General features: G+C 70.3%; 25 protein-coding genes and 3 tRNA genes. 11 read left to right on the forward strand and 17 right to left on the reverse strand.

The window, feature by feature from the left end; all coding sequences use genetic code 11:
* The first annotated feature begins 4 nt into the window (after positions 1-4).
* Positions 5-328, forward strand: a complete 324-nt coding sequence (locus ACTRO_RS47840; RefSeq protein ID WP_157436727.1) for a hypothetical protein — start codon at positions 5-7, stop codon at positions 326-328.
* Here the strand turns inward: ACTRO_RS47840 and ACTRO_RS51610 are convergent.
* The 5 genes from ACTRO_RS51610 to ACTRO_RS40805 form a co-directional block, all read right to left on the reverse strand.
* On the reverse strand, positions 292-690 hold the full coding sequence (locus ACTRO_RS51610; protein WP_425394867.1) for a tyrosine-type recombinase/integrase: 399 nt from the start codon (positions 688-690) through the stop codon (positions 292-294). The genes ACTRO_RS47840 and ACTRO_RS51610 overlap by 37 nt on opposite strands.
* Positions 632-1,177, reverse strand: a complete 546-nt coding sequence (locus tag ACTRO_RS48460) for a site-specific integrase (RefSeq protein ID WP_169740027.1) — start codon at positions 1,175-1,177, stop codon at positions 632-634. The genes ACTRO_RS51610 and ACTRO_RS48460 overlap by 59 nt, the downstream gene beginning before the upstream one ends.
* A gap of 111 nt (positions 1,178-1,288) precedes the next feature.
* A tRNA-Val gene (locus ACTRO_RS40795) sits at positions 1,289-1,363 on the reverse strand.
* A gap of 28 nt (positions 1,364-1,391) precedes the next feature.
* Positions 1,392-1,462, reverse strand: a tRNA-Cys gene (locus ACTRO_RS40800).
* A 41-nt stretch (positions 1,463-1,503) separates the two neighbouring features.
* Positions 1,504-1,575 (reverse strand) — tRNA-Gly (locus tag ACTRO_RS40805).
* 171 nt (positions 1,576-1,746) lie between these two features.
* Here ACTRO_RS40805 and ACTRO_RS40810 point away from each other — a divergent pair.
* Positions 1,747-2,691: a S1 family serine peptidase gene (locus ACTRO_RS40810; RefSeq protein WP_084316917.1), complete on the forward strand. Its 945-nt coding sequence runs from the start codon at positions 1,747-1,749 to the stop codon at positions 2,689-2,691.
* Positions 2,692-2,787: 96 nt separating this feature from the next.
* A complete protein-coding gene (locus tag ACTRO_RS40815; protein WP_034271836.1) occupies positions 2,788-3,783 on the forward strand; it encodes a chorismate-binding protein in 996 nt (331 codons plus the stop codon).
* A gap of 79 nt (positions 3,784-3,862) precedes the next feature.
* Here the strand turns inward: ACTRO_RS40815 and ACTRO_RS40820 are convergent, their stop codons facing one another.
* The gene (locus tag ACTRO_RS40820) at positions 3,863-4,276 is read right to left on the reverse strand and encodes an SsgA family sporulation/cell division regulator (RefSeq protein WP_034271838.1); all 414 of its coding nucleotides are present in this window, start codon (positions 4,274-4,276) and stop codon (positions 3,863-3,865) included.
* A 389-nt stretch (positions 4,277-4,665) separates the two neighbouring features.
* On the opposite strand from ACTRO_RS40820, the gene ACTRO_RS40825 reads away from it, so the two are divergent.
* On the forward strand, positions 4,666-5,193 hold the full coding sequence (locus ACTRO_RS40825) for a GNAT family N-acetyltransferase (protein WP_034271840.1): 528 nt from the start codon (positions 4,666-4,668) through the stop codon (positions 5,191-5,193).
* 61 nt (positions 5,194-5,254) lie between these two features.
* On the opposite strand, the gene ACTRO_RS40830 is transcribed toward ACTRO_RS40825, so the two are convergent.
* Entirely contained in the window at positions 5,255-6,463 is a 1,209-nt protein-coding gene (locus tag ACTRO_RS40830; RefSeq protein WP_157436730.1) for a serine hydrolase domain-containing protein, read from the reverse strand.
* A 92-nt stretch (positions 6,464-6,555) separates the two neighbouring features.
* Complete coding sequence (locus ACTRO_RS40835; RefSeq protein ID WP_034271842.1) at positions 6,556-6,960, reverse strand: PPOX class F420-dependent oxidoreductase; 405 nt, start codon at positions 6,958-6,960, stop codon at positions 6,556-6,558.
* A gap of 121 nt (positions 6,961-7,081) precedes the next feature.
* Between ACTRO_RS40835 and ACTRO_RS40840 the strand changes: the two genes are divergently transcribed.
* Positions 7,082-7,543, forward strand: coding sequence for a DnaJ family domain-containing protein (locus tag ACTRO_RS40840; RefSeq protein WP_063628164.1), 462 nt, complete (start codon positions 7,082-7,084; stop codon positions 7,541-7,543).
* 105 nt (positions 7,544-7,648) lie between these two features.
* On the opposite strand, the gene ACTRO_RS40845 is transcribed toward ACTRO_RS40840, so the two are convergent.
* The 3 genes from ACTRO_RS40845 to ACTRO_RS40855 all read right to left on the reverse strand — a co-directional run bounded on the left by ACTRO_RS40845 (position 7,649) and on the right by ACTRO_RS40855 (position 10,932).
* The gene (locus ACTRO_RS40845; RefSeq protein ID WP_034271844.1) at positions 7,649-9,415 is read right to left on the reverse strand and encodes a glycosyl hydrolase family 18 protein; all 1,767 of its coding nucleotides are present in this window, start codon (positions 9,413-9,415) and stop codon (positions 7,649-7,651) included.
* A gap of 337 nt (positions 9,416-9,752) precedes the next feature.
* Positions 9,753-10,400 (reverse strand): GNAT family N-acetyltransferase, encoded by a 648-nt coding sequence (locus ACTRO_RS40850; RefSeq protein ID WP_084316918.1) that lies wholly within the window; start codon positions 10,398-10,400, stop codon positions 9,753-9,755.
* Between the two features lie 157 nt (positions 10,401-10,557).
* Positions 10,558-10,932, reverse strand: coding sequence for a cupin domain-containing protein (locus ACTRO_RS40855; RefSeq protein ID WP_034271846.1), 375 nt, complete (start codon positions 10,930-10,932; stop codon positions 10,558-10,560).
* Positions 10,933-11,151: 219 nt separating this feature from the next.
* Between ACTRO_RS40855 and ACTRO_RS40860 the strand changes: the two genes are divergently transcribed.
* A complete protein-coding gene (locus ACTRO_RS40860) occupies positions 11,152-11,583 on the forward strand; it encodes a MarR family transcriptional regulator (protein WP_034278969.1) in 432 nt (143 codons plus the stop codon).
* A gap of 42 nt (positions 11,584-11,625) precedes the next feature.
* Here ACTRO_RS40860 and ACTRO_RS40865 read toward each other — a convergent pair whose 3' ends face one another.
* A complete protein-coding gene (locus ACTRO_RS40865) occupies positions 11,626-13,434 on the reverse strand; it encodes a carbohydrate binding domain-containing protein (protein WP_084316919.1) in 1,809 nt (602 codons plus the stop codon).
* 236 nt (positions 13,435-13,670) lie between these two features.
* A complete protein-coding gene (locus ACTRO_RS44635; RefSeq protein ID WP_084316920.1) occupies positions 13,671-14,273 on the reverse strand; it encodes a GNAT family N-acetyltransferase in 603 nt (200 codons plus the stop codon).
* Positions 14,274-14,489: 216 nt separating this feature from the next.
* On the opposite strand from ACTRO_RS44635, the gene ACTRO_RS40875 reads away from it, so the two are divergent.
* A complete protein-coding gene (locus ACTRO_RS40875; RefSeq protein WP_034271848.1) occupies positions 14,490-16,463 on the forward strand; it encodes a phosphocholine-specific phospholipase C in 1,974 nt (657 codons plus the stop codon).
* A gap of 63 nt (positions 16,464-16,526) precedes the next feature.
* Here ACTRO_RS40875 and ACTRO_RS40880 read toward each other — a convergent pair whose 3' ends face one another.
* Entirely contained in the window at positions 16,527-18,674 is a 2,148-nt protein-coding gene (locus ACTRO_RS40880; RefSeq protein ID WP_063628166.1) for a terpene synthase family protein, read from the reverse strand.
* Positions 18,675-18,935: 261 nt separating this feature from the next.
* Between ACTRO_RS40880 and ACTRO_RS40885 the strand changes: the two genes are divergently transcribed.
* The 3 genes from ACTRO_RS40885 to ACTRO_RS40895 all read left to right on the forward strand — a co-directional run bounded on the left by ACTRO_RS40885 (position 18,936) and on the right by ACTRO_RS40895 (position 21,424).
* Positions 18,936-20,363, forward strand: a complete 1,428-nt coding sequence (locus ACTRO_RS40885; RefSeq protein ID WP_034271850.1) for a family 2B encapsulin nanocompartment shell protein — start codon at positions 18,936-18,938, stop codon at positions 20,361-20,363.
* A gap of 101 nt (positions 20,364-20,464) precedes the next feature.
* On the forward strand, positions 20,465-21,010 hold the full coding sequence (locus ACTRO_RS40890; protein ID WP_034271852.1) for a GNAT family N-acetyltransferase: 546 nt from the start codon (positions 20,465-20,467) through the stop codon (positions 21,008-21,010).
* Between the two features lie 9 nt (positions 21,011-21,019).
* Complete coding sequence (locus tag ACTRO_RS40895; RefSeq protein ID WP_034271854.1) at positions 21,020-21,424, forward strand: VOC family protein; 405 nt, start codon at positions 21,020-21,022, stop codon at positions 21,422-21,424.
* A gap of 18 nt (positions 21,425-21,442) precedes the next feature.
* On the opposite strand, the gene metG is transcribed toward ACTRO_RS40895, so the two are convergent.
* The 3 genes from metG to ACTRO_RS40910 all read right to left on the reverse strand — a co-directional run bounded on the left by metG (position 21,443) and on the right by ACTRO_RS40910 (position 24,384).
* Complete coding sequence (metG, locus tag ACTRO_RS40900) at positions 21,443-23,137, reverse strand: methionine--tRNA ligase (RefSeq protein WP_034271857.1); 1,695 nt, start codon at positions 23,135-23,137, stop codon at positions 21,443-21,445.
* 63 nt (positions 23,138-23,200) lie between these two features.
* Positions 23,201-23,548: a hypothetical protein gene (locus ACTRO_RS40905; RefSeq protein WP_034271859.1), complete on the reverse strand. Its 348-nt coding sequence runs from the start codon at positions 23,546-23,548 to the stop codon at positions 23,201-23,203.
* Positions 23,527-24,384, reverse strand: coding sequence for a hypothetical protein (locus ACTRO_RS40910; protein ID WP_034271861.1), 858 nt, complete (start codon positions 24,382-24,384; stop codon positions 23,527-23,529). The genes ACTRO_RS40905 and ACTRO_RS40910 overlap by 22 nt, the downstream gene beginning before the upstream one ends.
* A gap of 140 nt (positions 24,385-24,524) precedes the next feature.
* Here ACTRO_RS40910 and ACTRO_RS40915 point away from each other — a divergent pair, with 140 nt between their 5' ends.
* Complete coding sequence (locus tag ACTRO_RS40915) at positions 24,525-25,898, forward strand: MFS transporter (protein WP_051452170.1); 1,374 nt, start codon at positions 24,525-24,527, stop codon at positions 25,896-25,898.
* The last annotated feature ends 80 nt before the right edge of the window (positions 25,899-25,978 follow it).

The raw sequence follows: 25,978 nt of genomic DNA on the forward strand, positions 1-25,978 counted from the left end.
TGAAATGACGTTCACAATTATGCATCGTGACGGTGGGATGGATGATGGAGATGAGTCGGCAATTCCCTTTCTGATTGCAGAGTTGGATGGCGAGTTTGATAGTGAACACCCCGATGTATCTGTTACCGAAGATGAAAGTGGCTGGTGCCTGTCATATTTCCAGAATGAGCTGGCTGTCTTTGAGAATATCAACGGTGGCGACGATGGTCCTAGGCACATGGCCGATGTGCCGCGCGAATATGCACTGAATCTGATGTTCCTCGTCGCACGCGGTGATATTTCTGCCGTGGATCAGTTGGCCTGGCGGCAAGGATATGGCAGTCGATAATTGAAGAATGGCCCCGCGTTGAGGTGGGCGTGGCCGAGGGCACCGGAGATGACGTGGAGTTCGGTGCCCTCCTCGCGTAGGAGGGTCGCTGTGGTGTATCTGAGGTTGTGGATGCGGAAGTGGGGGAGCTCAGCGATGGTGCGGAAGCGGTCGAAGATGGAGGGCGGGCTGTCGGGGTCGAGTGGCTTGCCGTAGCGGGCGGTGAAGACAAGGCCGGTTTCGTGCCAGCGTGGGCCGGCGAGGGTCTCTTTTCCCGGTTCTGTCGGCGCCGGTGGTGTTCGAGGATGGCGATGGCCGGTTCGGTCAGGGTGATGGTGCGCTTCGAGGTGGGGTTCTGGGCGGGGTGAAGATGTTGCCTGCACCGACGAGGCGTTGCAGGGTTTGGTGGATGGTGAGGGTGCCGGCGTCGAGGTCGATGTCTTGCCAGCGCAGGCTGAGCAGTTCGCATCGGCGCATGCCGGGCGGCAGGGAGGTGGACAAGGGCGTAGAGGCGGTGATCGCTGGCGGCATCCAGGAGGGCATTGGCTTGGTCGAGGCTGAGTGCTCTGGGTCTGTGTGCCCATCGTGGCCGGTGGGGACCTTGACGAGGGCGGCGACGTTGCGGTGCAGGCACTCCTCCCGCACGGCGTGGTTGAGTGCTGCGACGAGGACCTGGTAGATGCGGTGGACGGTGGTGGGCGCGAGGTACTGTCCGAAGCAGGTGCCGATGGCGCAGCATTGGGACTGTTTGCGGCGGCGCTCTTTGCTCTGGGCGCAGCATTGGCAGGTGGTCTGCAGTCTGGTGACGAAGCGGCGTACGTCGGCGATGCTGAGTTGCCGAGGTCGATGCGGCGATCTGTCCGCTACCACGCAGCGGGCCGGGCGCAGACGTCCGGACTCAGCTCCGGGGCCTTGGTGACGACGCCCTAGGTAAACAAAAGAGCGCCCTAGGTGACCTAGGGCGCTGACCTGCGGTAACGCTGGTGGACGATACTGGGATTGAACCAGTGACCTCTTCCGTGTCAGGGAAGCGCTCTCCCGCTGAGCTAATCGTCCTCGAGACTCCCCCGATGAACGGGGAAAGAGGTGGAGACGGGATTTGAACCCGTGTACACGGCTTTGCAGGCCGTTGCCTCGCCTCTCGGCCACTCCACCGCGCTATGGTGGCGGTACACCCAGGGGCAAGCCCCCACGCGAGCGGACGACGGGATTCGAACCCGCGACCCTCACCTTGGCAAGGTGATGCTCTACCACTGAGCCACGTCCGCATGTCTCCGGTCCGTTCCCCCGTTCGGGGCGCCGTCCGGCGATGAAGAAACTGTATCGGATTCCGTCTCAGGATCAAATTCGTTTGGGCGGCGCAGCGGGAGGTCCTTCGATCGGGTGAGGCGGGGGTGATTGCGGAGGCGGGCGGCGGCGGGCGCCGGGACGATGGGGGCATGCGCTTTCGCCACCGAGAGTCGTCTCCGGGCCGCGTCGTACTCGGCCACGCCCCACCCGCTCCTGCTGCCCGCGCTGTCGCGGCCGGGCCGGGCGGTCCGGGCGGCATGCGGCGGGTACGGCGCTCGCCGCTGTGGCGGGCGGCGGCGGGGACTCTGGGGGCGGCGTTGGTGGGGGTCTCACTCGCGGGGGCCGGGCCGGCCCGGGCGGTGGTCGGGGGCACGTCGGCGGCTCAGGGGGAGTTCCCGTTCATGGTCTCGCTGCGGGAGAACGGCTACCCGTACTGCGGTGGCACGCTCGTGGCCTCGCAGTGGGTGCTCACCGCCGCGCACTGCCTGACCGGGCGTCCGGTCGGCATCCTCAGCGCCGTGCTGGACCAGGCCGCCCGCTACGGCTCCGGGCAGACGCTGGGGATCAGCAAGGCCGTGATCGACCCGCGTTACGACTCGACCACGGAGGACTACGACGCCGCCCTGGTCCGGCTCGCCACGCCCGTCACCGGGATCACCCCGGTGGGCATCGACCCCGCCGGCTCCGGGGACACGGCCTTCGCGCAGGCGGGGGCCTCGGCCACAGTCATCGGGTACGGCTCGGTCGATCCGGAGGCGATCAACGGCGACGGGTCCGTCGACTACCCGAGCAGCCTCCAGTACGCCCCGGTGGTCATCGCCACCGATACGACCTGCACCGCCGTCTTCAACGGCACGCAGGAGCCCGTCGCCCGCTCGGACGTCATGCTCTGCGCCGGCGGGGACGGGCACCACGACGCCTGCGTGGGCGACAGCGGCGGCCCGCTGCTGGTCCAGGGCGGCCCGGCGGGCTGGACCCAGATCGGCGTCGTCAGCTGGGGGGCCGGCTGCGCGGTGCGCGGCGTGCCCGGGGTCTACACGCGGCTCTCCCAGCCGTCGATCAACTCCTTCGTGAAGAGCACGATCGGCCACTAGGCGGCGCGGGTCTCTCCGCCGACGTCCGGCATCCCCCACCGGCGTCCCGTCCGCACCGGTACGCGGCGGGCCGCGCCGGTGGGGGATCATGGGTGCGTGCGCGACTACGCCTACTTCGACGGACGCCTCGCCACCGGGCTGGCCGAGATCAGCCACGACCCGGCAGTTTTGGACGGACCGGGCTGGTGGGCCGTCGTCGGCACCTTCGAGGGCCGGTGGACCTGCGCCCGCTTCACCTCCGTGGCCGCCGCGCCGGTGCCCGCCGGGGTCTGGGCCGGGCCGAGCCCGACCGCGTGGCGCACCTCGCTCGGCCGCCGTGCGTACGAACGCGGTGTGGCCGAGATTCGCGAGCAGATCGCCTCGGGCTGGGTCTACCAGGCCAATCTTTGCCGCGTGCTGACCGCCCCCATCCCGGCCCGCGCCGAGGCGGCCGGGCTCGCCGGCGTGCTTGCCGCGGCCCATCCCGCGCCCTACGCGGGCGTGGTGGACGTGCCGGACGCCGGGATCCAGGTCGTGACCGCGTCGCCCGAGCTCTTCCTCGCCCGAGACGGCGACCTGCTCACCTCCGGCCCGATCAAGGGCACCGGACGGACCGAGGCGGACCTGCAGCCCAAGGACACGGCCGAGAACGTGATGATCGTCGACCTGGTGCGCAATGACCTCGCCCGGGTGGCCCAGCCGGGGACTGTGGATGTGCCCACGCTCTGCGCGGTGCGCGAGCACCCCGGGCTGGTGCACCTGGAATCCACCGTCACGGCCCGGCTTCGGGCGGGCGAGGGCTGGGCCTCGATCCTGGCGGCCACGTTCCCGCCCGGCTCGGTGACCGGCGCGCCGAAGCACAGCGCGCTCAAGACGATCACGGAGCTCGAGCGCGAGGCGCGCGGCCCCTATTGCGGCGCCGTCGGCTGGGTGGACGGCGACCGGCGCACGGCCCGGCTCGCCGTCGGCATCCGGACCTTCTGGCTCGAGCGGGGGCTGCTGCGGTTCGGCACCGGCGCCGGGATCACCTGGGGGTCGGACCCGGCCCGGGAGTGGGCCGAGACGGAACTCAAGGCGGAGCGGCTGATCGGGCTCGCCAGCAGCCGCGGCTGAGCCCTCGCCGGCCGTATTCGCAGACACGGAACCCCGCCGGGGTCCGGCGGGGTTCGGTGGGGTCTGCGGCGGGGGCGGGTCAGTTGTCGGCGAAAAGATGGGCCAGTTCGCTGTCGATGTCGTAGTGGCGGTGCTCCGAGCCGGGGGCTACCGCGGCGTTGGTGCGCTTGAGAAAACTCTCCAGCGCCCGCGCCGGGGCCTCCAGCAGCGCCTCGCCCTCGGGTGAGGACAACGCGATGCACACGATGCCCTGACCGCGGTTGCGGGAGGGCCACACACGGACGTCACCGCAGCCGGTGGGCCGTCGCAGGCCTTCAGCGAGCAGATCGCGCGCGAAGACCCAGTCGACCGTCTCATTGCCGCCGGTGTGGAACGAAGCGTGGACGGCGTAGGGGTCCGCCGAGTCGTAGCGCAGACCGGCGGGGACCGGAAGAGACGATTCGCTGGAGACGACCAGGCGCAACTGCAACTCACAGGTCACCGAGGTGCTCATGGCGGCCGGCCTTTCCCGTAGGAGTGCGTTGGGGTTACGCACGGAACGTGGCAAAGATGCCACCACAGCGTGGTCGGTAAACCCCTGTGGCCGGGATACGCCGCGGGCTTGCGCCGTTGGGCTGATAGCCGCCGGGCCTGCTGCGGGGGTTCGCGGCCAGGCAGGAGGCGCAGTTCCGAACAGCTATTGATGCTCGTATCAGGATGACGATGCGGGAAGGTGCCACGCCGCGGCCGGCCGGCGCGTCACCCGGTCGGCCGCCGCCCGCTCGCCCGCGGCGGCCGGCGGGACCGCGCCGGGAGCCGCGGCAGGGCCGCGAGCTGGGACGATCGCGCCGGGTCCGGACCTGGCCGAAGGTGCGGGAAAGGGAATGGGTTACCATCTGGCGCATGTCTGCCACGGTCAACCTGCGCCCCGTCCTCGAGTCCGATCTGCCGATGCTGGCCCTGCTGCGCACCGATCCGGTGGAGGCGTCGGTCTTCGGCTGGAACGGTTTCCGCGACAACAGCGACCTGTACCGCGCGTTCGCCGAGGGCACGATGCTGACCGCGGACGGCGGCCGGCTGGTCGTGGTGGCCGACGGGCAGCCCGTCGGCGTGGTCAGCTGGCACCAGGTGCGCACTGCGCCCAGCTCCTTCACCTGGAACATGGGCATAGCCCTGCTCGCGGCCGGCCGCGGCCACGGCCACGGCACGACCGCCCAGCGCCAGCTGGTCGAATACCTCTTCGCGCACACCCAGGCGAACCGGGTGGAGGCCTGCACCGAGGCGGAGAACCTGGCCGAGCAGCGCTCGCTGGAGAAGGCCGGGTTCCAGCGCGAGGGCGTGCGGCGCGGCTCGGCGTTCCGGGACGGGCGCTGGCGGGACATGGTCGTGTACGCGCTGGTGCGGACCGACGTCCTCGGCGACGGCCGCTGAGTCTGGGCCCCGCGCCGTATCGCGCCCTCCGCGCCTGGCTGAATCCTCGGCGCGGTATTGCCTAGTTCTGCAACGCCGCGTATACGCACGTCTCGAAGTCCTGGGCCACGCGCGGGGGAGCGGGCGAGTCCCACATGCGCGGGGTGAGCAGGATGCCGACGAGGTTCTCCTCCGGATCGTTGAACCACATCGAGCCCAGCCCGCCGTTCCAGCCGTACTGACCGACGGACGCGAAGCCGGTCTTGCGTGTCGTCACGCGCAGGCCCATGCCCCAGCCGTGCGCGTCCCACATGCCCGGCTGCAGGCCGCCGCGCGCCTTGTTCTCGGGCGTGAGCTGGTCCGAGGTCATCAGCTCGACCAGCGGGCGGGAGAGCAGCCGGGTGCCGCTGTACCGGCCGCCGCCGAGGAGCATCCGCGCGAAGACGAGGTAGTCGTCGATCGTGGAGACGAGGTCGCCGCCGCCGTCCGGGAACAGCGGGTCGGCGGTCCATTTCCCGTCCTCGGCCGGGTCTGCCACCGTCAGCGCCTTGGTCTCGCGGTCGGCGGTGTACAGAGTGGTGAAGCGGTCGAGCTTGTCGGCCGGGACGTGGAAGCCGGTGTCGTCCATGCCCAGCGGCTCGAAGATGCGCTCGCGCAGGAAGTCCCCGAGCCCCTGACCCGACGCACGCGCGATCAGCGCGCCGGCCACCGCGATGCCGGTGTGGTAGAGCCAGGCCTCCCCGGGCTGGTGGACCAGCGGGAGCTCGCCGAGCCGGCGCAGATAGAGGTCCGTGGCCGGCGCGGGCTTGGGCGTCAGCCGTGGCGGTTGCGGGGCCACACCGCGCTCTATGGCCGCGGCGGTCACCGGCCAGTCCGGATCCCAGGTGCCGCCGAAGCCGGCCCGGAAGGTGAGCAGGTCGCGCAGCGTGATCGGCCGCTCGGCGGGCACCGTCTCGTCCAGCGGTCCGCCCGGGCGCTTGAGCACGCGCCGGTCGGCGAGTTCGGGCAGGAAATCGTCCACCGGGTCGTCGAGCCCCAGCACGCAGTCCTCGACGAGCATCAGCGCGGCCACGGCGGTGATCGGCTTGCTCATCGAGGAGATGCGGAAGATCGAGTCGGCCCGCATCGACTCCCCGCGGTCGAGATCCTGCCGGCCGTGCACCTCGATCTGGGTCGAGTCGCCGCGGGCGAAGGCGGCGACCAGACCGGGCAGCACGCCGCGCTGGACGTAGCCGGACAGGACGCGGGTGGCCCGGTGCAGGCCCTTCCTGGAGAACTCGTTCACAGCCATAGGCCCAAGTCAACACCCTGGGCCGCTCCCGCGAGGGGATGACGGCCGAATCCGCCGGAACCGGCCGACCCCGGCGGGGAACAGGCGTCGGCTCAGAGCCCGGAGGCGCGCTCGATGGCGAAGCGCAGCAGAACCCTGCGGTCGCGCTCCATGGCGGCCCGGTACTCGGGCCAGTCGTCGTGCTCGCCGCTCAGCCGCCGGTAGTAGTCCACCAGCGCGTCGATCCGGTCCTCGCCGTCGACGAACTCGGCGGTGCCCTCGACCTGGACCCAGCGTCCGTAGAAAGCGTCGTTGAACACGCAGAGGGACACCCGCGGATCGCGCCGCGCATTGCGGGTCTTGGCCCGGTCCTCGGTGACGCTGATGATCACTCGTCCTTCGTCGTCGATGCCGGCCGTGACCGGGGACTGTTGGACGCGGCCGTCGCGGCGGAAGGTGGCGAGCACGCCGCGGTGGTGGTCGGCGAGGAAGGCGCGGGCATCTGCGATGTCTGTCATGCCCGGCACAACGCGCGGCGGCCGCGGTGGATTCCGCACGGTGGGCCGGGTGGGGTGCAGGCGCGGGTGGTCGGCTGCGGGCTCAGGGTGGCTTGCTGCGGTGCGCGAGTAAAATGAGGATATGAGCGGTGCCAATTGGGAGTCTCGGCACGACGGGCTGATCGATCAGCAGATCCGCGCCGCCCAGGCGCGCGGCGAATTCGACGATCTGCCGGGATTCGGCAAGCCCCTGGCCGACGACAAGATGCCGTATCGGCCCGACTGGTGGCTGCACGAGGTGGTCAAGCGCGAAGGTGCGGGCGTGCACGTCGTGCCGCTGCCGCTCGCGCTGCGCAAACTCGCGGACGAGCTGACCGCCGGAGCCGAGAAGCTGAGCGCCGAGCGTGACGTGCGCGGCGCCGTCGCCGACTACAACGAGCGGGCGGCCAAGGCGAGGCTGTTGCCGCAGGTCGGCCGACCGATCGTGCTGCCGCCGCTCGATGCCGACGAGATCGTTGCGGCCTGGCGGGCTCGGCGCGCCGAGAAGGCCGCGGGCACCGACGGTGGCTCCGGAGCCGACGCAGACGCTGACGGGGGCCGGTAGGACCGGCCCCCGCGTTGAGCGGTTGGAATGTCGTTCAGTCATTCAGTTGTGCGAGATGCGGAATGCGAGATGCGTGGTGCGTGATGCGGATCGCCGGGTGCGGGATCAGCCCGCGGTCAACGTGAAGTCGTCCGCGTAGACGTTGCCCTGGCCGTACCAGCCGTGGATGAACACGGTCACCGCGCCGGACGAGCCGGTGGTGAAGCTGACCGAGAGCTTGCTCCACGAGCTCGAGGAGCCCCACGTGGACGCGGAGGCGCCGCCGCTCACGCCGATGAAGGCGTAGTTGCCCTGCACGTAGCCGCTGAGCGTGTACTTCGTGTTGGCGGACAGGGTCACCGACTGGTCGCACTCGCCGGTCGCGCTGGCGGTCGGCACTTCCTGCAGCGCGTACTTGCCCGCGTGCACGGTCGTGGTCTGCACCGAGTCGCCGGACAGGCAGGTCCACGGGCTCGCGCTGCCGGTCTCGAAGTTGCCGTTGACCAGCGAACCGCCGCTGCTGGTCGTGCCGCCGGTGACCGTGAGCGTGTAGGTCGCGCTCTGGGTACCGGAGGCCGCAGTGCCGGTGATGGTGATCGGGTAGGTGCCCGACGCCGTGGCCGAGGTGGTGGTGATGGTGGCCGTGGCGGACGAGCCGGCCGTGACCGAGCTCGGGCTGAAGGAGACCGTCACGCCACTCGGCGCGCCGCCAGCGCTCAGCGCCACGCTCTGGGCCGAGCCCGCGGTCACGGCCGTCTTCACGGTCGCCGTAGCGGAGGAGCCCGCCGCCACCGAGGCGGAGGTCGGCGAGACCGACACGGAGAAGTTGTTCGACGGTGCGGTCGAACCGCCGCTGAACGGGGCGAAGGCGTGGCTGAAGAACCACGTGCTCTGCGAGATGCCGGAGCAGCTGTCGGAACCGCCCGTCCCGACGCAGCCGCCGTTGTCCCGCTCCAGCGCCCAGAACGACAGGGTATTGATGCCCTTGCTCTGGGCCCAGCTGAGCACGGTGCTCGCGTCCGCGGTGGTGAAGGTCTCGGCCGCGCCGTAGTCGTCGATGCCGACCATCTCGGTGACGCCGATCATGCCCCACAGCTGGGCGGAGGTGTAGGACGGGTAGAGGGTCTGCAGCTGGCTGAAGAGGCCGGAGGCGGCGGACTCGGTGTCGTTGGCCATCTCGTGGGTGGCCCCGTCGTAGTAGTCGAACGTCATGATGTTCGCGACGCTGACGGTGGCACCCTGGGTCTTGGCGTTCTGCAGCACGGCCAGGCCGGAGGAGGCCAGGCCGCTGGTGGTGGTGGGAAGGGTGTAGGAGAACTGGATGGCGCGGTTGTTCGCCGCCGCCCACGACTCGACCTGCGCCACCGCCTGGTTGCGCCGGGTGATGCCGGCCGAGTTCGTCAGGGAGTTGTCCTCGACGTCGAGGTCGATCCGGGAGACGTTGTAGGTGGTGATGACGCTCTCGTAGACCGCTGCGATCGAGCTGACGTTGGTGCAGCTGTCGGCGATGTCGGTACCGCCGTCGTCGGCCGCGTACCCGCCGAAGGACGGGATGATGTTGCCGCCGTTGGCCTGGATGGAGGCGAAGTCGCTGCCCCAGGTCGACGAGGCGATCGGCTGGCTGGAGTCGCCGTTCCAGTAGGCGGTGCACGAGCCCTTGCTCGCCGTCTGCAGGAACGCTGCGGTCAGGTACTTGTCGCCGGACGCCTGGGACTCGGCGAGTGGATCGTCGCCGCTGTACGCCTCCCAGTAGGGGGCGAAGACGTGGGCCGGCAGCGGGGTGTTGGTGGTCGCGGCGGACGCGCCGCCCGCGCCGAGCACCACCAGTCCCGCCGACGTGGCGGCGAGTGCGGCGGCGGTGCAGGCCGCTTTCCACTTACGGGGTCGGAGCATGGGCCTCTCCTGGGATGGCTGGAGCAGGACTGTTCTGACACCGGCCGGTGTACCAGGCACATAATTGGACTAGACCATCAGTCTGTCAAGAACCCTTACTTACTCGATCTCGCCGACCTCGGACGACACGGGCCGGCGGGGCGGTATGCCGCGCAGGTCAGCGGATTCCAGGCGCAGAGCGCCGACCCGACGACGGCGGAGAAAGCCCGGCGCCCGCGATGTCGCAACGCCCCGGCGCGCCCGCTCGCCCCCGCCGATTCGGCATAAGTCGAACCTTGACATGCGTCATCTCATATCATCAATCGCAGAAATATGGCCATTGATGGATGTCAATCAGCTATGCGCGCAGTCCCACGCAGTCCAGCGCCCAGAACGTCTCGGAGTACACCAGGGTGCCGGTCATCCACGGCTGATACCCCGCCAACCGCGCGACCTGGAACGCGAGGGGCGGAATCCGCAGCGAGGGTGAGCGGAAACCCACCGCGTCGGCACGCTCGAAGCCCCTAGCGCCGTAGTAGATCGCCGAGCCCTCGAGGAAGAGCAGCGGCACGTCCCGTTCGTCGGCCGCCGCGATGGCGCGGCGCACGAGCCGAGTGCCGATCCCGCGACCCTGATACTCCGGCAGTACCGCGAGCGGCGAGAGCACGAGCACGTCCACCAGCCGTCGCGGCGCGTCGAGCCGACTCGCGCTGAGCATCACGTGGCCGACGAGGCGGCCGTCGCACTCGGCCACGTACGCCTGCGCGGCCAGCGGCGCCGGCGCCGCCCGCAGCGCATCGGCGAGCGCGCCCACCCGGTCGTCGCCGAAGGCCGCCGAGATCAGTGCCCGAGCAGCGGCGAGATCGGCCGGAGTCTCCTCCCGGATGACGACGTCCAGAGCGCGCTCGGCGTCGTCTTCGTCGTCTTCGTATAGCGCCTCCTCTCGCGGGGATTCTGAGTTCTGGGCTTCCTGGTGCTCGGTCGCTTCACCGTGTGTGTCGGGCATGCGCGGATCGTAGGCGGGTGCGTCCGGAGCGCACCACGCCTTTTCCGTCGCCGCTCAAGGTGCTGTGAGACGTGGCCGTGTCCGCGGCGCGTCCCCGGCGCCTCCGCGGCGCGCCCATGGCGTGTCCACGGCGTGTCCACAGCGCGTCAGATCGTGCTCAGTTGGCCCAGGGCGGGCTCACCTTGCTTCCGTCGGTCAGTTCGGCGGAGAGTCCCATGCTGGTGGCGGCCCAGATCAGCGCGTCCGCAGCGTCGAGGTTGTCCAGGCGCAGCACGCTGTGGGCGGGGGCGACGACGACGTCGCCGGGGGCGAGGGTGGACTCCTGGCCGTCTATGGACACGCGTGGGTTTCCTTCGAGGACGAGGAAGATCTCCTCGCGGCTGATCCGGTGCCCGGCGCCTGACTGGCCGGGCGGGAGCCGGGTGCTCCAGGCGCACAGTTCGCCGCTGCCCGTGCCGGAGTTCGCGTAGGCGGTGAAGACGGCTCCGTGCATGCGGTGCTCGGTGCCTTCGGTGGAACGGATGACGGGCATGGGGATGCCTCCTTGAGAGACGGTCGACGACGGTGGAACAAGCGGAGCTTGAGAACATCAGATCGACAAGCTGCTTGACTATATAGTCAAGCAGCTTGTCGATCCTGTCAAGTCATATGCGACCATGTATTCGTGACGAACGAGCCGACCTGGCACGGCGAACGCCGAGAGTCGGGCACGACCGGGCCCGCCGATGACGACGCCCATGACGCCCACCACCTGCTCGCTCTGCCGGCGCTGCTGCTGGGCGCGGCGGGGACGCTGGTGCAGGCGATCCACGACGGAGTCGAGCGACGCGGGTTCGTCGGGTTGCGGCCGGCGCATGGCTTCGCCTTTGTCCGGCTGACTCCCGATGGGGCGAGCATCGCCGAGGTCGCCGAGCATCTGGGCGTGACGAAGCAGGCCGCCAGCCAACTGGTCGACGACCTGGTGCGGCGCGGCTACGTGCGGGTCCAGACGCATCCTCGCGACGCCCGGGCGAAGCTCGTCACGCTGACGGAGGCCGGTTGGGCGTGCACCGTGGCGGCCGACGAGGCGGCGCTGGAGGCCGTGCGTGAATGGGCCGAGGAGCTCGGCTCGGACCGGGTCGGCGAGCTCGTCGCCGACCTGGCCCGCGTCGCGAAGCCGGGCAGGCTCAAGCCGCTGTGGTAGCCGGAGTTCAGAGCCTGCCGCGGCCTCGCGCTCATCGCGTTCTCACTGCACGCTGATGCCGTCGGCGTAGTACGTCGGTTCGGCGTACCAGCCGTGGATGTAGACCGTGACAGACGTCGTCGACGCGCCGGTCGTGAAGGACACGCTCAGGGTCTGGAAGCCGGAGGTGCCGGGCGTCCAGGTGTTCGTGTCGGTGGTGCCGGTGCCGGTGACGCCGATGTAGACGTACGAGCCTTGGATCTGGCCGCTGAGGGTGTAGGTGTGGCTCGGCGAGACCGTGATCACCTGGGTGCACTGGGCGTCGGCGGAGCTGGTCGGCGTGGCTTGCAACGCGTGGGCGGCGCCGGGCGCGGTAGGCGAGCTGACGACGGTCGCCGTGCCGGAGTCGCAGGTCCAGGGGGAGAGGGAACCAGTGCTGAAGCTGCCGTTGGTCACCAGGTTTCCGCCGCTCGGCGTGCCGGTCGGGCTAGCTGACGCGCTGGCCGACGCCGACGGGCTGGCGGACGCCGAAGCGCTCGCCGATGCGGACGCGGACGGGCTCGCCGAGTGGGACGGGCTGGCGGACGCCGACGGGCTTGCCGAGTGCGACGGGCTGGGCGAGCTGCCGCCGCTGCCGCCGCAGGGGCCGTCGTCGAGCCAGGCGCCGGAGTCAGTGGGCGGGGTGCCGCCTTCGGTCCAGTAGGCGGCGGTCCAGTTGTGGCCACCGTAGGTGACCTCCATGCCCTGCGTGTAGACCTGCGTGGCGCTGAACTGTGCCGAGATGCAGGCGGGCTGGGGTGGCGCGGGCGGGAGGGTGGTGGGAGCCCAGTTGGCGAACTGGGTGTCGTACTTGGTGAAGTCGAAGTTGTTCTGGGTCACCGAGCTGCAGTCGCCGGAGAGCTTGCCGTTGTTGGTCGGCGGGTTGCATTCGACGTCTCGGTTGACATCCCAGAACGTGTATCTCGACATATTGTGCGACTCGGCGAAGGCGAGGTTGCCGGCGAAATCCGTCTGGGCGAAGTGCTCGCCGGTGTCGGTCTGGCCGTTCATCTGCGAGATGCCCTCGTGGTTCCAGGCGACCGCGCTGCTCCAACCGAAGGTCGAGACCAGCTGGGCGTTGAAGCCGGTGAGCGCCGACTGCTGGGCGGACGCGCCCGCGAAGCCGCCGTCGAACGGCATGAGCGAGTAGTCGGCGGGGACGAAGCCGTCGGACTTGGCCTGGTTGAGCAGGAGCTGGCCGAAGTAGTTGGCGCCGGTGGTCGTGGTGGGGATGGTGACGGACACGAGCAGGCCGGGGTTGTTCGTCTGCAGGATCTGGGCGGCGCCGAGTTCGTTCGCGATCGCGGCGGAGTTCTCGATCTCGGGTTCCTCGAGGTCGAAGTCGATCGCGTGCAGCGAGTACTTCGCGATGACGCTCTGGTAGGCGGCCGCGGTGGCCGACGCGGTGCCGCACTCCTGGCCGAGCTTCGTCCCGCCGTAGCCGCCGGCCGAGACGGAGACGTCGCCGCCGTCCGCACGCACCTCGCTGATCACTGCCGCGACCTGCGTGTCCGAGCTGACCGGGTCGGTGCCGTCCCAGGTCGGCGTGCAGCCGCCGCCGTTGGGGGCGAGGATGAAGGCGAGTTCGAAGGCTTTCTCGCCGGTGGCCGAGATGACCTGGCCGAGGTCGGGGGCGGCCGGGTCGAGCGTGTAGTAGTACGGCGCCGATTCATACCAGTTCGCGGTCAGACCGGACGCGGCGGACGCCGGGCCGGCGAGGGTGACGGTGAGGCCGGCGACGGTGGCCGCGGCGACGGCGAGCGCGCCGCCGGCTGCCGCCAGCCTGGTTCGGCGCGGGCGCGTTCCAATTCGGGGCACGGTGGTTCTACGCATGCTGCTGCTCCCACGGTTCGGAAGAGAACGTGTCGTCGAGCGGTGCGGTGAGCGGTGCGGGGAACGTGAACCGGGCCCAGTTCGCTGACACTGTGCTCTGGCGGGGCGGCCGCGTCAATAGGTCTAGTCCATTTTGGTCGCGGCGGGTCGCGGCGGGTCGCGGCGGGTCGCGGGGAGTCGCGCCGAGTCGCGGCGGAATCTCCGCGTAATCTCCGCGTAATTTCCGTCCGCTGCGGTCAGCCGGGAAGCGTCCGCGGTGCGCTGGCGCCGATGCCGATCGGCTCGGAGCCCACCAGCCGCACGCCGGCGGGCCGGGGCAGTTCACGGTGCATCAGGACGACGTCGTAGCGGTCCTGGTCCTCGGCGACCGCGTTCGGGATCAGGCCCGTGCTACGGAAGCCGCAGTGCTCGTAGAGCGCGATGGCGCCGTGGTTGTTGCCGCGGACTTCGAGGCCGAGCACCTCCACGCCGTGGTCGGCGGCGTCGCCTGCGACCAGTTGCACCAGCATTCGGCCGACGCCCAGGCCGCGGGCCGGCGGCGCGACGCAGACGCGGTCGATCTCGGCCAGTACGCGGCGGGTCCGGTACGGGCTGCGGGTCCACTGGGCGGTGCCGAGCACGTTGCCGTGCGCGTCGATGACGGCGCCGAGGCCTGCGTCGCCGAGGGCCGCCTGCTCGAGCAGGCGGTCGACGTGCTCGCGGTACCCACTGGCGGTGAGCGGTCCGGTCAGGCCCAACGCCTCGCGTCGGCCGACCGCCGCGGCGATCGTCTCGGCGACCGCGGCGAGCGCCGGCCCGTCCGCCGGGGTCAACATCAAGGCCTTGGTTTCGTCCGTCATCCGCCCAGCCTGGCACAACGGCGCGGGGCGCGTCCAACGCGCTGCCGACGCGTGTCCCATGCACATCCCACGCGTTCGGGGCGCGGTGACCCTTAGCCTGCGGTTCATCCACAGTCAATGAAACTTGTCTGAACAAGTCCACTTCGCAGAGTCATGATACGTCGCGTCCCGTCCTCCCGCCCGTCCGGGCGACCGAAGGAAGGCCCGCATACCCACATGGCTCCCCTTTCCCGCCGGGCGCTGCTCGGCTCCGCCGCCGCGGTCGGCGCCGGCAGCGCCCTCGGCGTGCTGCCCGCCAACGTCCAACGCGCCATGGCGGCCTCCGCCGTGACCAGCTCGCTCAGCTCCGTCAAGCACATGGTGATCCTGATGCAGGAGAACCGCTCCTTCGACCACTACTACGGCACGCTGCCGGGCGTGCGCGGCTTCGGCGACACCAGCCTGCTGCGCTTCCCGGGCACCGCGGCGAACGTCTGGCACCAGACGACCAAGGGCAAGGCCTCCGGCGGCACCACCCTGCTGCCCTGGCATCTCAACACCCAGACGACCGATGCCCAGCAGGTCGGCGACCTCGACCACTCCTGGTCCGGCACCCACGGCGCCTGGAACGGCGGGCTGTGGAACAACTGGATCCCGGAGAAGACCGGGTTCACCATGGGCTACTACAACCGGACCGACATCCCCTTCCACTACGCCCTCGCCGACGCGTTCACCCTGTGCGACCAGTACTTCTGCTCGGTCCAGGGGCCGACCGACCCGAACCGGCTCTACCAGTGGACCGGCATGATCGACCCCAACGGCACCGGCGGCGGCCCGGTCACCGACAACAGCGAGAAGGGCTACTCCTGGACCACCTACCCGGAGATGCTGCAGAACGCGGGCGTCTCCTGGCGGGTCTACCAGGAGCAGGACAACTACGACGACAACCCGCTGGCCTGGTTCACGCAGTTCAAGAACGCGGCCACGTCCTCCCCGCTCTACACCCGCGGCATGGCCCGAGTTAGCGACGTCGCCACCGCGATCAAGTCGGACATCGCCGCGGGCACCTTCCCGACCGTCTCCTGGGTGGTCGCCCCGACCGCCCTGTGCGAGCACCCGGCCTATCGCCCGGCTGACGGCGCCAACTTCGTCTCCGGCGTGCTCTCGGCCATCGCGAGCAACCAGGCGGCGTGGGACTCGACCGTCGTGTTCTACAACTTCGACGAGAACGACGGGTTCTTCGACCACGTCATCCCGCCGACCGCGCCCTCGGGCACTGCGGACGAGTACATCAGCGGCAGCCCGATCGGGCTCGGCCCGCGGGTGCCGATGACGGTGATCTCGCCGTGGTCGGCCGGCGGCCTGGTCTCCACCCAGGTCTTCGACCACACGTCGCCGCTGCGGTTCGCCGAGCTGGTCACCGGCGTCGAGTGCACCAACATCTCGGCCTGGCGGCGCACCGTCTGCGGCGACTTGACCTCCGCGCTGAACCTGAACGCGACCGAGGTGGCCTTCCCGACGAACCTGCCGGACACCGCGACCCTGGTGACGCAGGCCAACAACCAGGAGAAGTTGGCCGCGCCCAAGGTGCCCTCGTCCGGCGCGCTCCCGGCGCAGGAGTCCGGCGACCGCGCGGTCTCGGCGAACCTCGGCTACGTGTTCAACACGACCTCGTGGGTGGACACCTCGACGCAGCGGTTCTGGTTCCAGACCGTCTCGGCCGGCAGCCTCGGCGGCGGGTTCGCCTCCTACGTGCAGAACACCCGCACCTTCGCCACCTGGAGCTACACCCTCCCGGCCGGCGCAACCATCTCCGACTACTTCTCCGCTGTGACCTACGGCGGCGGCCCCTACGACGTCGACGTCCACGGGCCCGACGGCTACCTGCGCGGATTCACCGGCAACGTCGAGACGATCCTGAGCTCCACCACCGCCCATCCCGAGGCGTACGTGGTGGACAACCGGGACGGCGCGACCCTCGCGCTGACGATGACGAACACCGGCGCGGCCTCCGTCACCTTCACCATCGGCCTGAACGTGGTCTACCTCGCATCGGGCGGCAGCACCAAGACGGTGACCGTCGCCGCCGGCGGTACCGCCACGGCGACCCTGCAGGCCACCTCGGCCAGCCGCTACGACTACACCGTCACCGCGAGCACGGGTGACAACTTCGGACGCCGCTTCGCCGGGCGCCTGTACAAGCAGAGCTGATCAGGGCACGTGAAGAAGACCTCCGCGATACCTGTGAAAGCAGGCGTCGCGGAGGTCCCCGTGTCAGTGGGCGAAGTGCCGTTCGAGGTCTTCTTCGCCGTAGCGCTTGCAGTTCCGGTGCCAGTTGAGCACGCCTGAGAGCCAGTTGCGCAGGTTGGCCGCGCGGGCGTCGAGGGCGCGGCGGGCCGGCTCCTCGAGCCGGTAGTCGGCGTAGAGCTGGGGGAGTTCGATCTCTGCGGCGTGGTGGAACTGCTCGAGCCGCAGCCGCATCAGGTCCTCGACGATCGTGAGTGAGTCCTCGTATTCGCAGTCGAAGAAGTTCTGCACCACCAACAGGATGTTGTGGACCTCGCCCTCGTACTGGATCTCCTTCTGGTAGGAGTACACGTCGTTGATCATGCCGCCGTAGTCGGCGGCGCTGTTCTCCAGCGAGGCGATCGCCTCGTGCTGGGCGACCTCGGGCGGGACGGTGGCGCCGAGGCGGAGGGTGGGGATGGCCGTGGTGAACTCGGCGCCGAAGGTGCGCCGGCGCATCTCGAGGTAGTCGACCGGGTCCGGGATCCGGTTCAGCGCGACGTTCTCCAGCTCCCACAGCCAGGACTCGGTCATGGCGACGACCGTGTTGCGCAGGAACACCCGCGCGCCCTCGGCCATGCCGGAGGCGGTGCGGCGCCAGAGGTCGGCGAGGGAGCGCTCGAGCGCGTTGCGCGGCGGGGGTGTGACCGCCGGCTCCGCGATGGGCATGAACAGCTTGAAACGCTCGGTCTGCTCCTTCGCGCCGGCCAGGTCCCTGGTGCGGCCGAAGACGGCGGGGTAGTAGTCGTCCGCGTAGGTGCCCTGCGCCAGCCAGTCGGAGGCCAGGCACAGCTGTTCGAGGTCGTCGTGCGGGGAGATGCCGGCCGCGCACAGGGCCAGGTCGTAGTCGGCGGCCTTGGCCGCGGTCCACAGGCCGCCGCCGGGGACGCCGGGCTGCTCGGTGAGGATGCCCATCGAGTCGAGCCAGGCCAGCACGTGCTCGCGGGCCGCGTCCAGGTGCCGGTTGAGTATGAGCGGGAACGGCATGTCCATCCGCGCGATCCGGGACGGCCCGGTGTAGCTGTACGGGCGGTGCGAGAAGGACCTGGCCCGGTCGCGCACGTGCTTGACGCTGAAGGCGGTGTTGCCCAGACCCGGCACGCTGAACACGCTCGCCGGCGGAACCAGCCAAGGGGTGAGCGAGCGCGTCCGGGCGCCCTTGTTCATGTAGCGGCTCGAGCGCATGTGCCACTCGTGGCCGCCGGACTGCCAGTCCTGCAGGGCTTTGACATAGGTGGCGACGTCCGCGGCGGACTTCGGATCCAGGTCGGACTCGGCGAGCAGCTTCGGCACCTCGAGCAGCGCGGTGTGCTCGAACTGCTGGAGCCGCGAGGTCAGCAGATCATTGAGACGGTCCGCGGCCTCCTGGACCGGGCAGCCGAGGAAGGTCTCGAACACCAGCACGCCGTTGTCCAGCTCGCCCTCCTGCTCCACCTCGCGCTGGTAGGAGAAGATGTCGTTGCGCAGGTGGACCGAGTCGGAGAACGTGTCGCGCAGCACCAGCATCGGCCGGGTGCACGAGATCGCGGCCGGGACCTCGGCGTTCACCGCGTGCTCGACCAGGTTGGCCGACCACGGCGCGCCGCCCACCCGGCGCCGCATCTCCACGTACTCCACCGGATTGGCCACCCGCTTCGCCGAGATGTTGTCCAGCTCCCACATCGAGGCCATGATCAGGTGCCGGGTGCTCTCGGTGAACCGGCGCACCCAGTCCGCGCTGCGCCACGGGGCGGTGCGCGCCCACAGGTCCACCAGACCGGCCTCACACGGGTTCTCCGCGACCAGGCCGTGGTCCGGCGCCATGAAGGCGCACAGCCGGGTGAGGTACGCGTGCGCCCCGGCGCGATTCCCCGAACACTTGTACCGGGCCAGGAAATGGTCGTCGAAGAAGAACACCCACACGTACCACTCGGTGATCAGCGCCAGCATCTCCGGTGTGCAGTCCGGGTGCGTGTAACCGCACAACAGCGCGTAGTCGTGCGCGTCGAGGTCGGCTTCGGTCCACACGCCGGAGCCTTCGAGCATGCCGAAAGCCCTGGCCCACGCGTTGGATTCGATCCGGGCCCGCTCCACGTACGGGCTGCGGCGGGCCGGGTAGGGCACGTAGAAGTCGGGCAGTTCGAACGGCTGCGGCACGGCGGTGCTGCCTTCCGGCTCGACGTGGACAGGGGGAGGCGTCCGCGCGGCGCGGCCCTCGTGCTGACTGTGTCCACCTGCGGGCCGCCGGATGCCGCGGATACCGGCGCATTCACACGATCGTGTCCTTATCCGGGAAAAGCCTTCAAAACCGCGACCTGCGCTTCTAGTGTGCGGCGCGGAGGGGCGCCCGGCAGATCTTGGCCGGATGGTTCTCGCGCCGCTCGCCATCCGAACGCCGAGACGAAGGATGATCCACCTGTGACGATCGACCCCACCGCGGCCGGCACCGTGACCGACGAAGCCGCCTCCGCGTCGGCACGCCAGTCCCTGAGCACCGACGCGGCGCGCAACCTCGCCACCACGACGAAGACGCCCCCGCAGATGCAGGGGATCTCCTCCCGCTGGCTGCTCAAGGTGCTGCCCTGGGTGCAGGTCAACGGCGGCACCTACCGGGTCAACCGCCGCCTGTCGTTCGTGGTGGGCGACGGCAAGCTCACCTTCTCCAACATCGGGGACCGGGTGAGCGTGGTGCCCGAGGAGCTCGCCGAGCTCCCGCTGCTGCACGAGTTCGACGACGCCGAGACGCTCGCGGCGCTGGCCGGCCGGTGCGAGCAGCGCGAGTACTCGGCCGGCGAGGTCATCGTGGAGGCCGGCGCCGCGGCCGAGTACGCGGTGCTGATCGCGCACGGCAAGGTCTCCCGGCGGATCCAGGGCAAGTACGGCAACGAGGGGCGCCTCGGCCTGCTCGCGGACCGCGACTTCTTCGGCGACGAGGGCCTGGTCGGCGAAGCGGGCACGTGGGCGTACACGGCGCGGGCCGAGACCCGGGTGATCGCGCTGCTGCTGCCCCGGCGCGCGGTGGAGGAGACCGCCGCGTCCTCGCCCAGGCTCGCCGAGCAGGTGCTCGCCTACCAGACCCGCAAGGCGATCCCGCACAACCGCTCCGGCGAGGCGGAGATCGAGGTCGCCGCCGGGCACGCCGGCGAGGCCGATCTGCCGCGCACCTTCGCCGACTACGAGCTCAACCCGCGCGAGTACCAGCTCTCCGTCGCGCAGACCGTGCTGCGGGTGCACACCCGGGTGGCGGACCTCTACAACCAGCCGATGAACCAGGTCGAGCAGCAGTTGAAGCTCACCATCGAGGCGCTGCGCGAGCGCCAGGAGCACGAACTGGTCAACAACCGCGAGTTCGGGCTGCTGCACAGCGCGGACATGCGTCAGCGGGTGCAGACCCACAGCGGCCCGCCCACCCCGGACGACCTCGACGAACTGCTCTCCCGCCGGCGCGAGACGAAGGTGCTGCTGGCCCACCCGAAGGCCATCGCCGCGTTCGCCCGGCAGTGCACGAAGGCGGGGATCTACCCGGCTGGCGTCGAGTTCCTCGGGCACCGGGTGCCGGCCTGGCGGGACGTGCCGCTGTTGCCCTGCAACAAGATCCCGATCGCCTCGGACCACACCACCTCGATCCTGGCGATGCGCCTGGGCGAGGACAACCAGGGCGTGGTCGGCCTGCACCAGACCGGCATCCCGGACGAGTATCAGCCCTCGCTCTCCGTCCGGTTCATGGGGATCAACGAGCAGGCGGTGATGTCCTACCTCGTCAGCGCGTACTACTCGGCGGCCGTGCTGGTGCCGGACGCGCTCGGCGTGCTGGAGAACGTCGAGCTCATGCAGAACGGGGGCTGAGTCCGCGGGATCACGCAGGCGGCCGGGCGCGGACCGTCCGGCCGCCGCTCCGTGCGCTAACGTTGCCCAGCAGGATGCTGATCCACGGAGAGGTGAATGCGATGGCTGTGTCGATCCGGGAACCGCTGCCGTCCGACGCGGCCGATCTGGGCCGCGCGCACGCCGCGGCCTGGCAGATCACGTACAAGGGCGTCATTCCGGACGAGGTGCTCGAGACGTACACGCCGGAGCGGCGCACCCGGATGTGGGAGCGGGTCATCGCCAGGCCGCGGGAGGCGCGCGAGCACATAGCGGTGGCCGAGATCGACGGCGCGGTGGTCGGCTTCGCCTGGACCAGCGCGTGCCGGGACGAGGGCTCGCCGGACTCGCTCGGGGAGCTGCAGGCGATCAACGTCGCGCCGAGCCACCTCGGCACCGGCGTCGGCTTGGCGCTGATCGAGTCCGCCCACCGCGCGCTGGCCGAGGCCGGCTTCGCCGACTCGGTCCTGTGGGTGCTGCCGGACAACGCGCGGGCGCGGCGGTTCTACGAGCTCTGCGGTTGGCGGGCCGACGGAGTCGAGCGCGCGCTCGAGTTGCAGGACGGAAGCTCGATTCCGGAGATCCGCTACGGGCGCGACCTCACCGGAATCGCCGGTGCCGGCGCGTAGCCTGGCGGTATGAGTACCCTGAATTCCCCGTCCGTCAGGCCGCAGCCGATGATCGCGGTGGAGGACGTCCCCGCGTCCAGCGCCTGGTACCAGGCGCTGCTGGGCGCCGAGAGCGGGCACGGCGGCCGCGCGTACGAGCAGCTGCTCGTCGACGGCGTGATGGTGCTGCAGCTCCACCTGGTGGAGGAGGAGCACCATCACGGCACCATCGGCGACCCGGCCCTGCCGCTGGGCAACGGCGTGGCGGTCTGGTTCGAGGCAGATGATTTCGACGCCGCGGTCGAACGGTCGCGCGAGCTCGGCGCCCGGGTGGTGACCGACGTGCACCTGAACCCGAACGCCGGGCACCGCGAGCTGTGGCTGCGCGACCTCGACGGCTACCTGGTGGTGCTGGCCGAGGCGGACCGGGACTGAGCCCGGGTCCAGCCCGGTTCAGTCCTGCGCGCCGAAGCGCTCCCGCCACTCGGCGACGTCCTCCGGCGTGATCTTCCGGAACAGCACCGGCGGCACGGTGAACGGCGTGCCGGGCCGCAGCGCGTCCAGGGCGCGCGCCTGCTCGGCGGTGGGCCAGGGCGCCGGGGTGTCGCCCTCGCCGGTGTCGAAGATCGCGTCGATGCGCGCGGCCGTGTCCGGGATCAGCGGGCGCGAGAGCGGGCCGAACAGGGCGATCAGGTTCATCGCGGTGCGTACGGCCAGCGCGGCGTCCGCGGGGTCGGTCTTGACCGCGGTCCACGGCAGCTTGATCCCGAGGTAGGCGTTGGCCTCGGCCCACAGGCTGCGCAGGGCGTGCGCGGCCTTGCGGAACTGCATCTGCTCGAGATGCTGCTCGTACTCGGCGACCAGCGCCGCGATCCGCGCGCCGAGTTCGTGTTCTGCTTCACCCGGTTCGCCGCCCTCCGGCACGGCCGTGCCGAAGCGCTTGGCGCCGAACGCCAGCACCCGGTTGACCAGGTTGCCGAGGGTGTCGGCGAGATCCTTGTTGCACTGCGCGGCCAGCAGCTCCCAGGTGAAGGAGACGTCGTCGGACTCCGGCATGTTCGCCACCAGGAAGTAGCGCCAGGTGTCGCTGGGCAGGATCTCCAGCGCGGCGTCGGTGAACACGCCGTGCTTGCGGCTGGTGGAGAACTTGCCGCCGTAATAGGTCAGCCAGTTGACTCCCTTGATGTAGTCGGCGAGCTTCCACGGCTCGCCGGTGGCCATCTGCATGCCGGGGAACCAGATGGTGTGGAAGGGGATGTTGTCCTTCGCCATGAACTGCGTGTAGCGCATGTCCCCGGCGTCGTACCACCAGGACTCCCAGTCCCGGCCCGGCTCGAGCTCGGCCCATTCCCGGGTGGCCCCGATGTACTCGATCGGCGCGTCGAACCAGACGTAGAAGACCTTGCCCTCGAAGCCGTCCCGGTCCACCGGCACGCCCCAGGACAGGTCCCGGGTCACTCCGCGGTCTTCGAGCCCTTCGTCGAGCCACTTGAGCGCGATCGAGGTGGTCAGCACCGGCCAGCGCTCCCGGCTGGTGATCCACTCGCGCAGCCGCGGGGCGAGCTTGGACTGCTCGAAGAACAGGTGGTGGCTGTCCCGGATCTCCAGGTCGGTGCTGCCGCTCACGGCCGAGCGCGGGTTGATCAGCTCGGTCGGGTCCAGCAGCCGGGTGCAGTTCTCGCACTGGTCGCCGCGGGCCGCCTCGTAGCCGCAGTGCGGGCAGGTGCCGACGACGTACCGGTCCGGCAGGAAGCGCCCGTCGGCGGGGGAGTAGACCTGCTTGACCACCCGCTCGGCGAGGTATCCGTTGGCCGCCATCCGGTGCGCGAAGTGCTGGGTCAGCTCCCTGTTGGCGGTGGAGGAGGACCGGCCGAAGTGGTCGAAGGTGAGCCGGAAGCCGTCGTACACCGCCTTCTGCGCCTCGTGCTGGCGCCGGCAGTACTCCGGTACGGGCAGGTCCGCCTCGCGCGCGGCGAGCTCGGCCGGGGTGCCGTGCTCGTCCGTGGCGCAGATGAACAGGACCTCGTGCCCGCGCTCGCGCAGATAGCGTGCGTAGACGTCGGCGGGCAGCAGCGAGCCGACGAGGTTGCCGAGGTGTTTGACGCCGTTGATGTACGGCAGCGCGCTGGTGACGAGGTGACGGGCCATACGGCGAGATTAACAGCGACCACCAGCGGTTTTCGGGTTCCGCGCCGGAGCCGCCGCTGCCGGTTAGTCGCGGCGGCGCCCGAGCGCGTTGGCCAGGTTGACCAGCACGATCCCGCCCATCACGGCGAATGCGCCGCCGATGCTGCCGTGCGAAGTGCCCTCCACGATTCCCATCAGCGGCACGCCGAAGATCACGGAGATGATGCCGAGCGCCCGCCCGTCGCCGGTCCGCTCCTTCTTGGCGCTCTTCTCGCCGCGGGCGGCGAGTTCGGCGTCCACGCGGGCGGCGACCTCGCGGTCGAGCCGGGCGGCGAGGGACGCGGGTATCTCGTCCTCGACGGCGGAGCGCCGGGCCCTGGCGGCGAGCGCGGCGGCGACTTCCTCAGGGGTCAGATCTGCGGCGGACGGCATGGCTGCACCCTAGCGGAGCCCGGCCGTGGACGCAGATCCCGCAGCGACCACCGGGCCGCGGCCGGACCGAGCGGCTCAGTGGCCTGACGGAAGAGCTCCGCGGCGCGGCGGGTCGAGAGCCGTCCGTGTCCGGTGTACGGGCACCGGTCCGCGGGGCCGACGCTGCTCGGGGCCCGCCGCTCGGTGCGGAAGACAGGGCCCGTACTCCGCCCGATCACGAGCAGGGGCAGCAGTTGCGCGGTCAGTTCGCCCCAGGCGATGCGGTCCTCGGCGCGCGGCTGCGCAGCACGTCGACGGATCCTGCGATGGGCCAGGTCGAGGTCCGATACGTCGAGCCGGAGCAGCTGCTCCAACGGGGCGCCGCTCTCGTGGATCAGTGCCCAGAGAGTCTTCTCTCGCAGCGGCGCCGGCAGTGCGAGCACGGTCCGGATCTGGTCGGGCGACGGGTCGGGGTTCGCCGGGATCGCCGCCGCGGTACGCGCGCGCAGCGCGGTCTGCGCCTCCGGCCCGATCCAGCCGTTGCGGGTCCACCAGCGCACCGCCGTCCGCAGGATCGCGGTCTCGCGCGCGGCGGTCCGCTCGTCCACCATCAGGGCCCTGTGCTCGAGTGCGGTCCGCAGCCGGTCGGCGCCGGCGGCTCCGTCGAGGCGGCCGAGCGGGATCGTCGGCGCCTGCGCGCCGCGGCGGGCCGGGCCGGTCGGCGGCCGACCGCCCTCCACCAGCAGCCAGCCCAGTGTGAGCAGCGCGATCCGGTAGACCCGTCGCGAGGACGCGGAGATCGCGGCGGCCTCGAGGAATCGGTCCACGGCGACCGCGTACTCGACCGGGGGCTGCACGCCGCCACCGCCTCTCTCGCGACTACCGCGGTAAATATCGAAGCCTGACGCGGTAAACAGATTGCTCTTTGCTACCGACTGCTGCCCGCAGCCTCGATTTTCGTTGTCAGGCCACGGGAAGGCAAGCAGCATCTTGAGCCATGAGCACTCAAGTCTCCGACAAGAACGCGATACGCCGGAGGGTCTTCGCCCTGCCGGGCTTCCGCCGCTACTACCTCGGCTCCACCGCCTCGATGTTCGGCACCGCGATGGCCGGGACCGCGACGTCCTTCGCGGTCCTCGACACCGGCCGCGGTGCCTCCAGCCTCGGGCTGGTCATGGCCTGCGGTATCGCGCCGCTGCTCCTGTGCCTGCCGCTCGCCGGAGTGCTGGCCGACCGCTTCGGTGCTCGCCGTGTGATGCTGACGGCGGACGCACTGCGCTGCGCCAACCGCGCCGCCCTCGCGCTGTGCCTGGTCGCCGTGCCGAGACTGCCATTGGGGCTGTTCGTGCTCTTCTCAGTGGTCGAGTACGTCGGCGACGGACTCTTCCTGCCCTCTTACAGTGCCCTGATCCGCCGCCTCGTCGACGACGAGATGCTCCAGCCGGCCAACGCTCTGCTCTCGGTCGCCAACTCCACCTTCGCCGTGATCGGCCCGGCGATCGCCGGTGTGCTCGTCGCCGCCTTCGGGCCGCCTCTCGTGCTCGGTCTGGACTCGGCCAGCTTCGCCGTGTGCTTTCTGGCGCTGCTGGGCATCCCGTTCGCGGCACCGGCCGCGGCTCGCAGCACCCTGCGTCCGCTCGCGGACCTGCGCGAAGGCTGGGCCGTCTTCGCCGGGCACCCCTGGCTCTGGCTCTCCACCCTCCAGTTCGCGCTGTTCAACTTCGCGGTCTGGGCGCCGTACCTGGTGCTCGGGCCGACGCTCTCCCGGCTGCAGTACGGCGGGGCCCGCACGTGGGGCGTGGCTCTCGGCAGCTGGGGTCTCGGCGCGGTGGCGGGCGGGCTGGCGATGGTGCGGCTGCGCAAGACCCGCAGATCTCTGATCCTCGGGATCGCCGGCACGGCCGGTTACGCCCTCGCCCCGGCGGGCTTCGCCCTGGGTTTGTCGTTGCCGCTGATCGCCGTGCTGCTGGCGATCGGCGGCGGTGCCACGCAGATCAGCGGGGTGCTCTACACGACGGTGAAGCAGCAGTTGCTGCCCGTCGACGCGCTCGCCCGGGTCGACTCTTACACCTACCTCGGCGCCTTCGCCCTCGGTCCGCTCGGTCTGCTCGTCGCAGGACCCGTAGGCGGTGCCGTCGGGGACCGGGCCGTTCTAGGCTTCAGTGCCGTCTTTCAGTTGCTGTGCACCGGCTTTCTGCTTGCCCTTCCGGCCGGCCGCCGGCTGCCCGCTCCGGCGCTTGGCCCGCGAGTTGAGCACTCCGGTGACGATGCGGGGGAAGATGACCGCGATGAAGCCGAGCAGGTGGAAGTAACCCCCGGCGTGTATCAGCGGGGTCTGCGTCACCGCCACGATGTACAGGATGTAGGCTGAGGTCATCGCGACGATGCCGCGGGCGTGCCGGTCCGTGCGCAGACAGTGCCGGAGGAAGCTCCCGGCCACCCGGCGCACGT

The sequence above is a fragment of the Actinospica robiniae DSM 44927 genome, from assembly GCF_000504285.1.
GTDB classification, from domain to species: domain Bacteria; phylum Actinomycetota; class Actinomycetes; order Streptomycetales; family Catenulisporaceae; genus Actinospica; species Actinospica robiniae.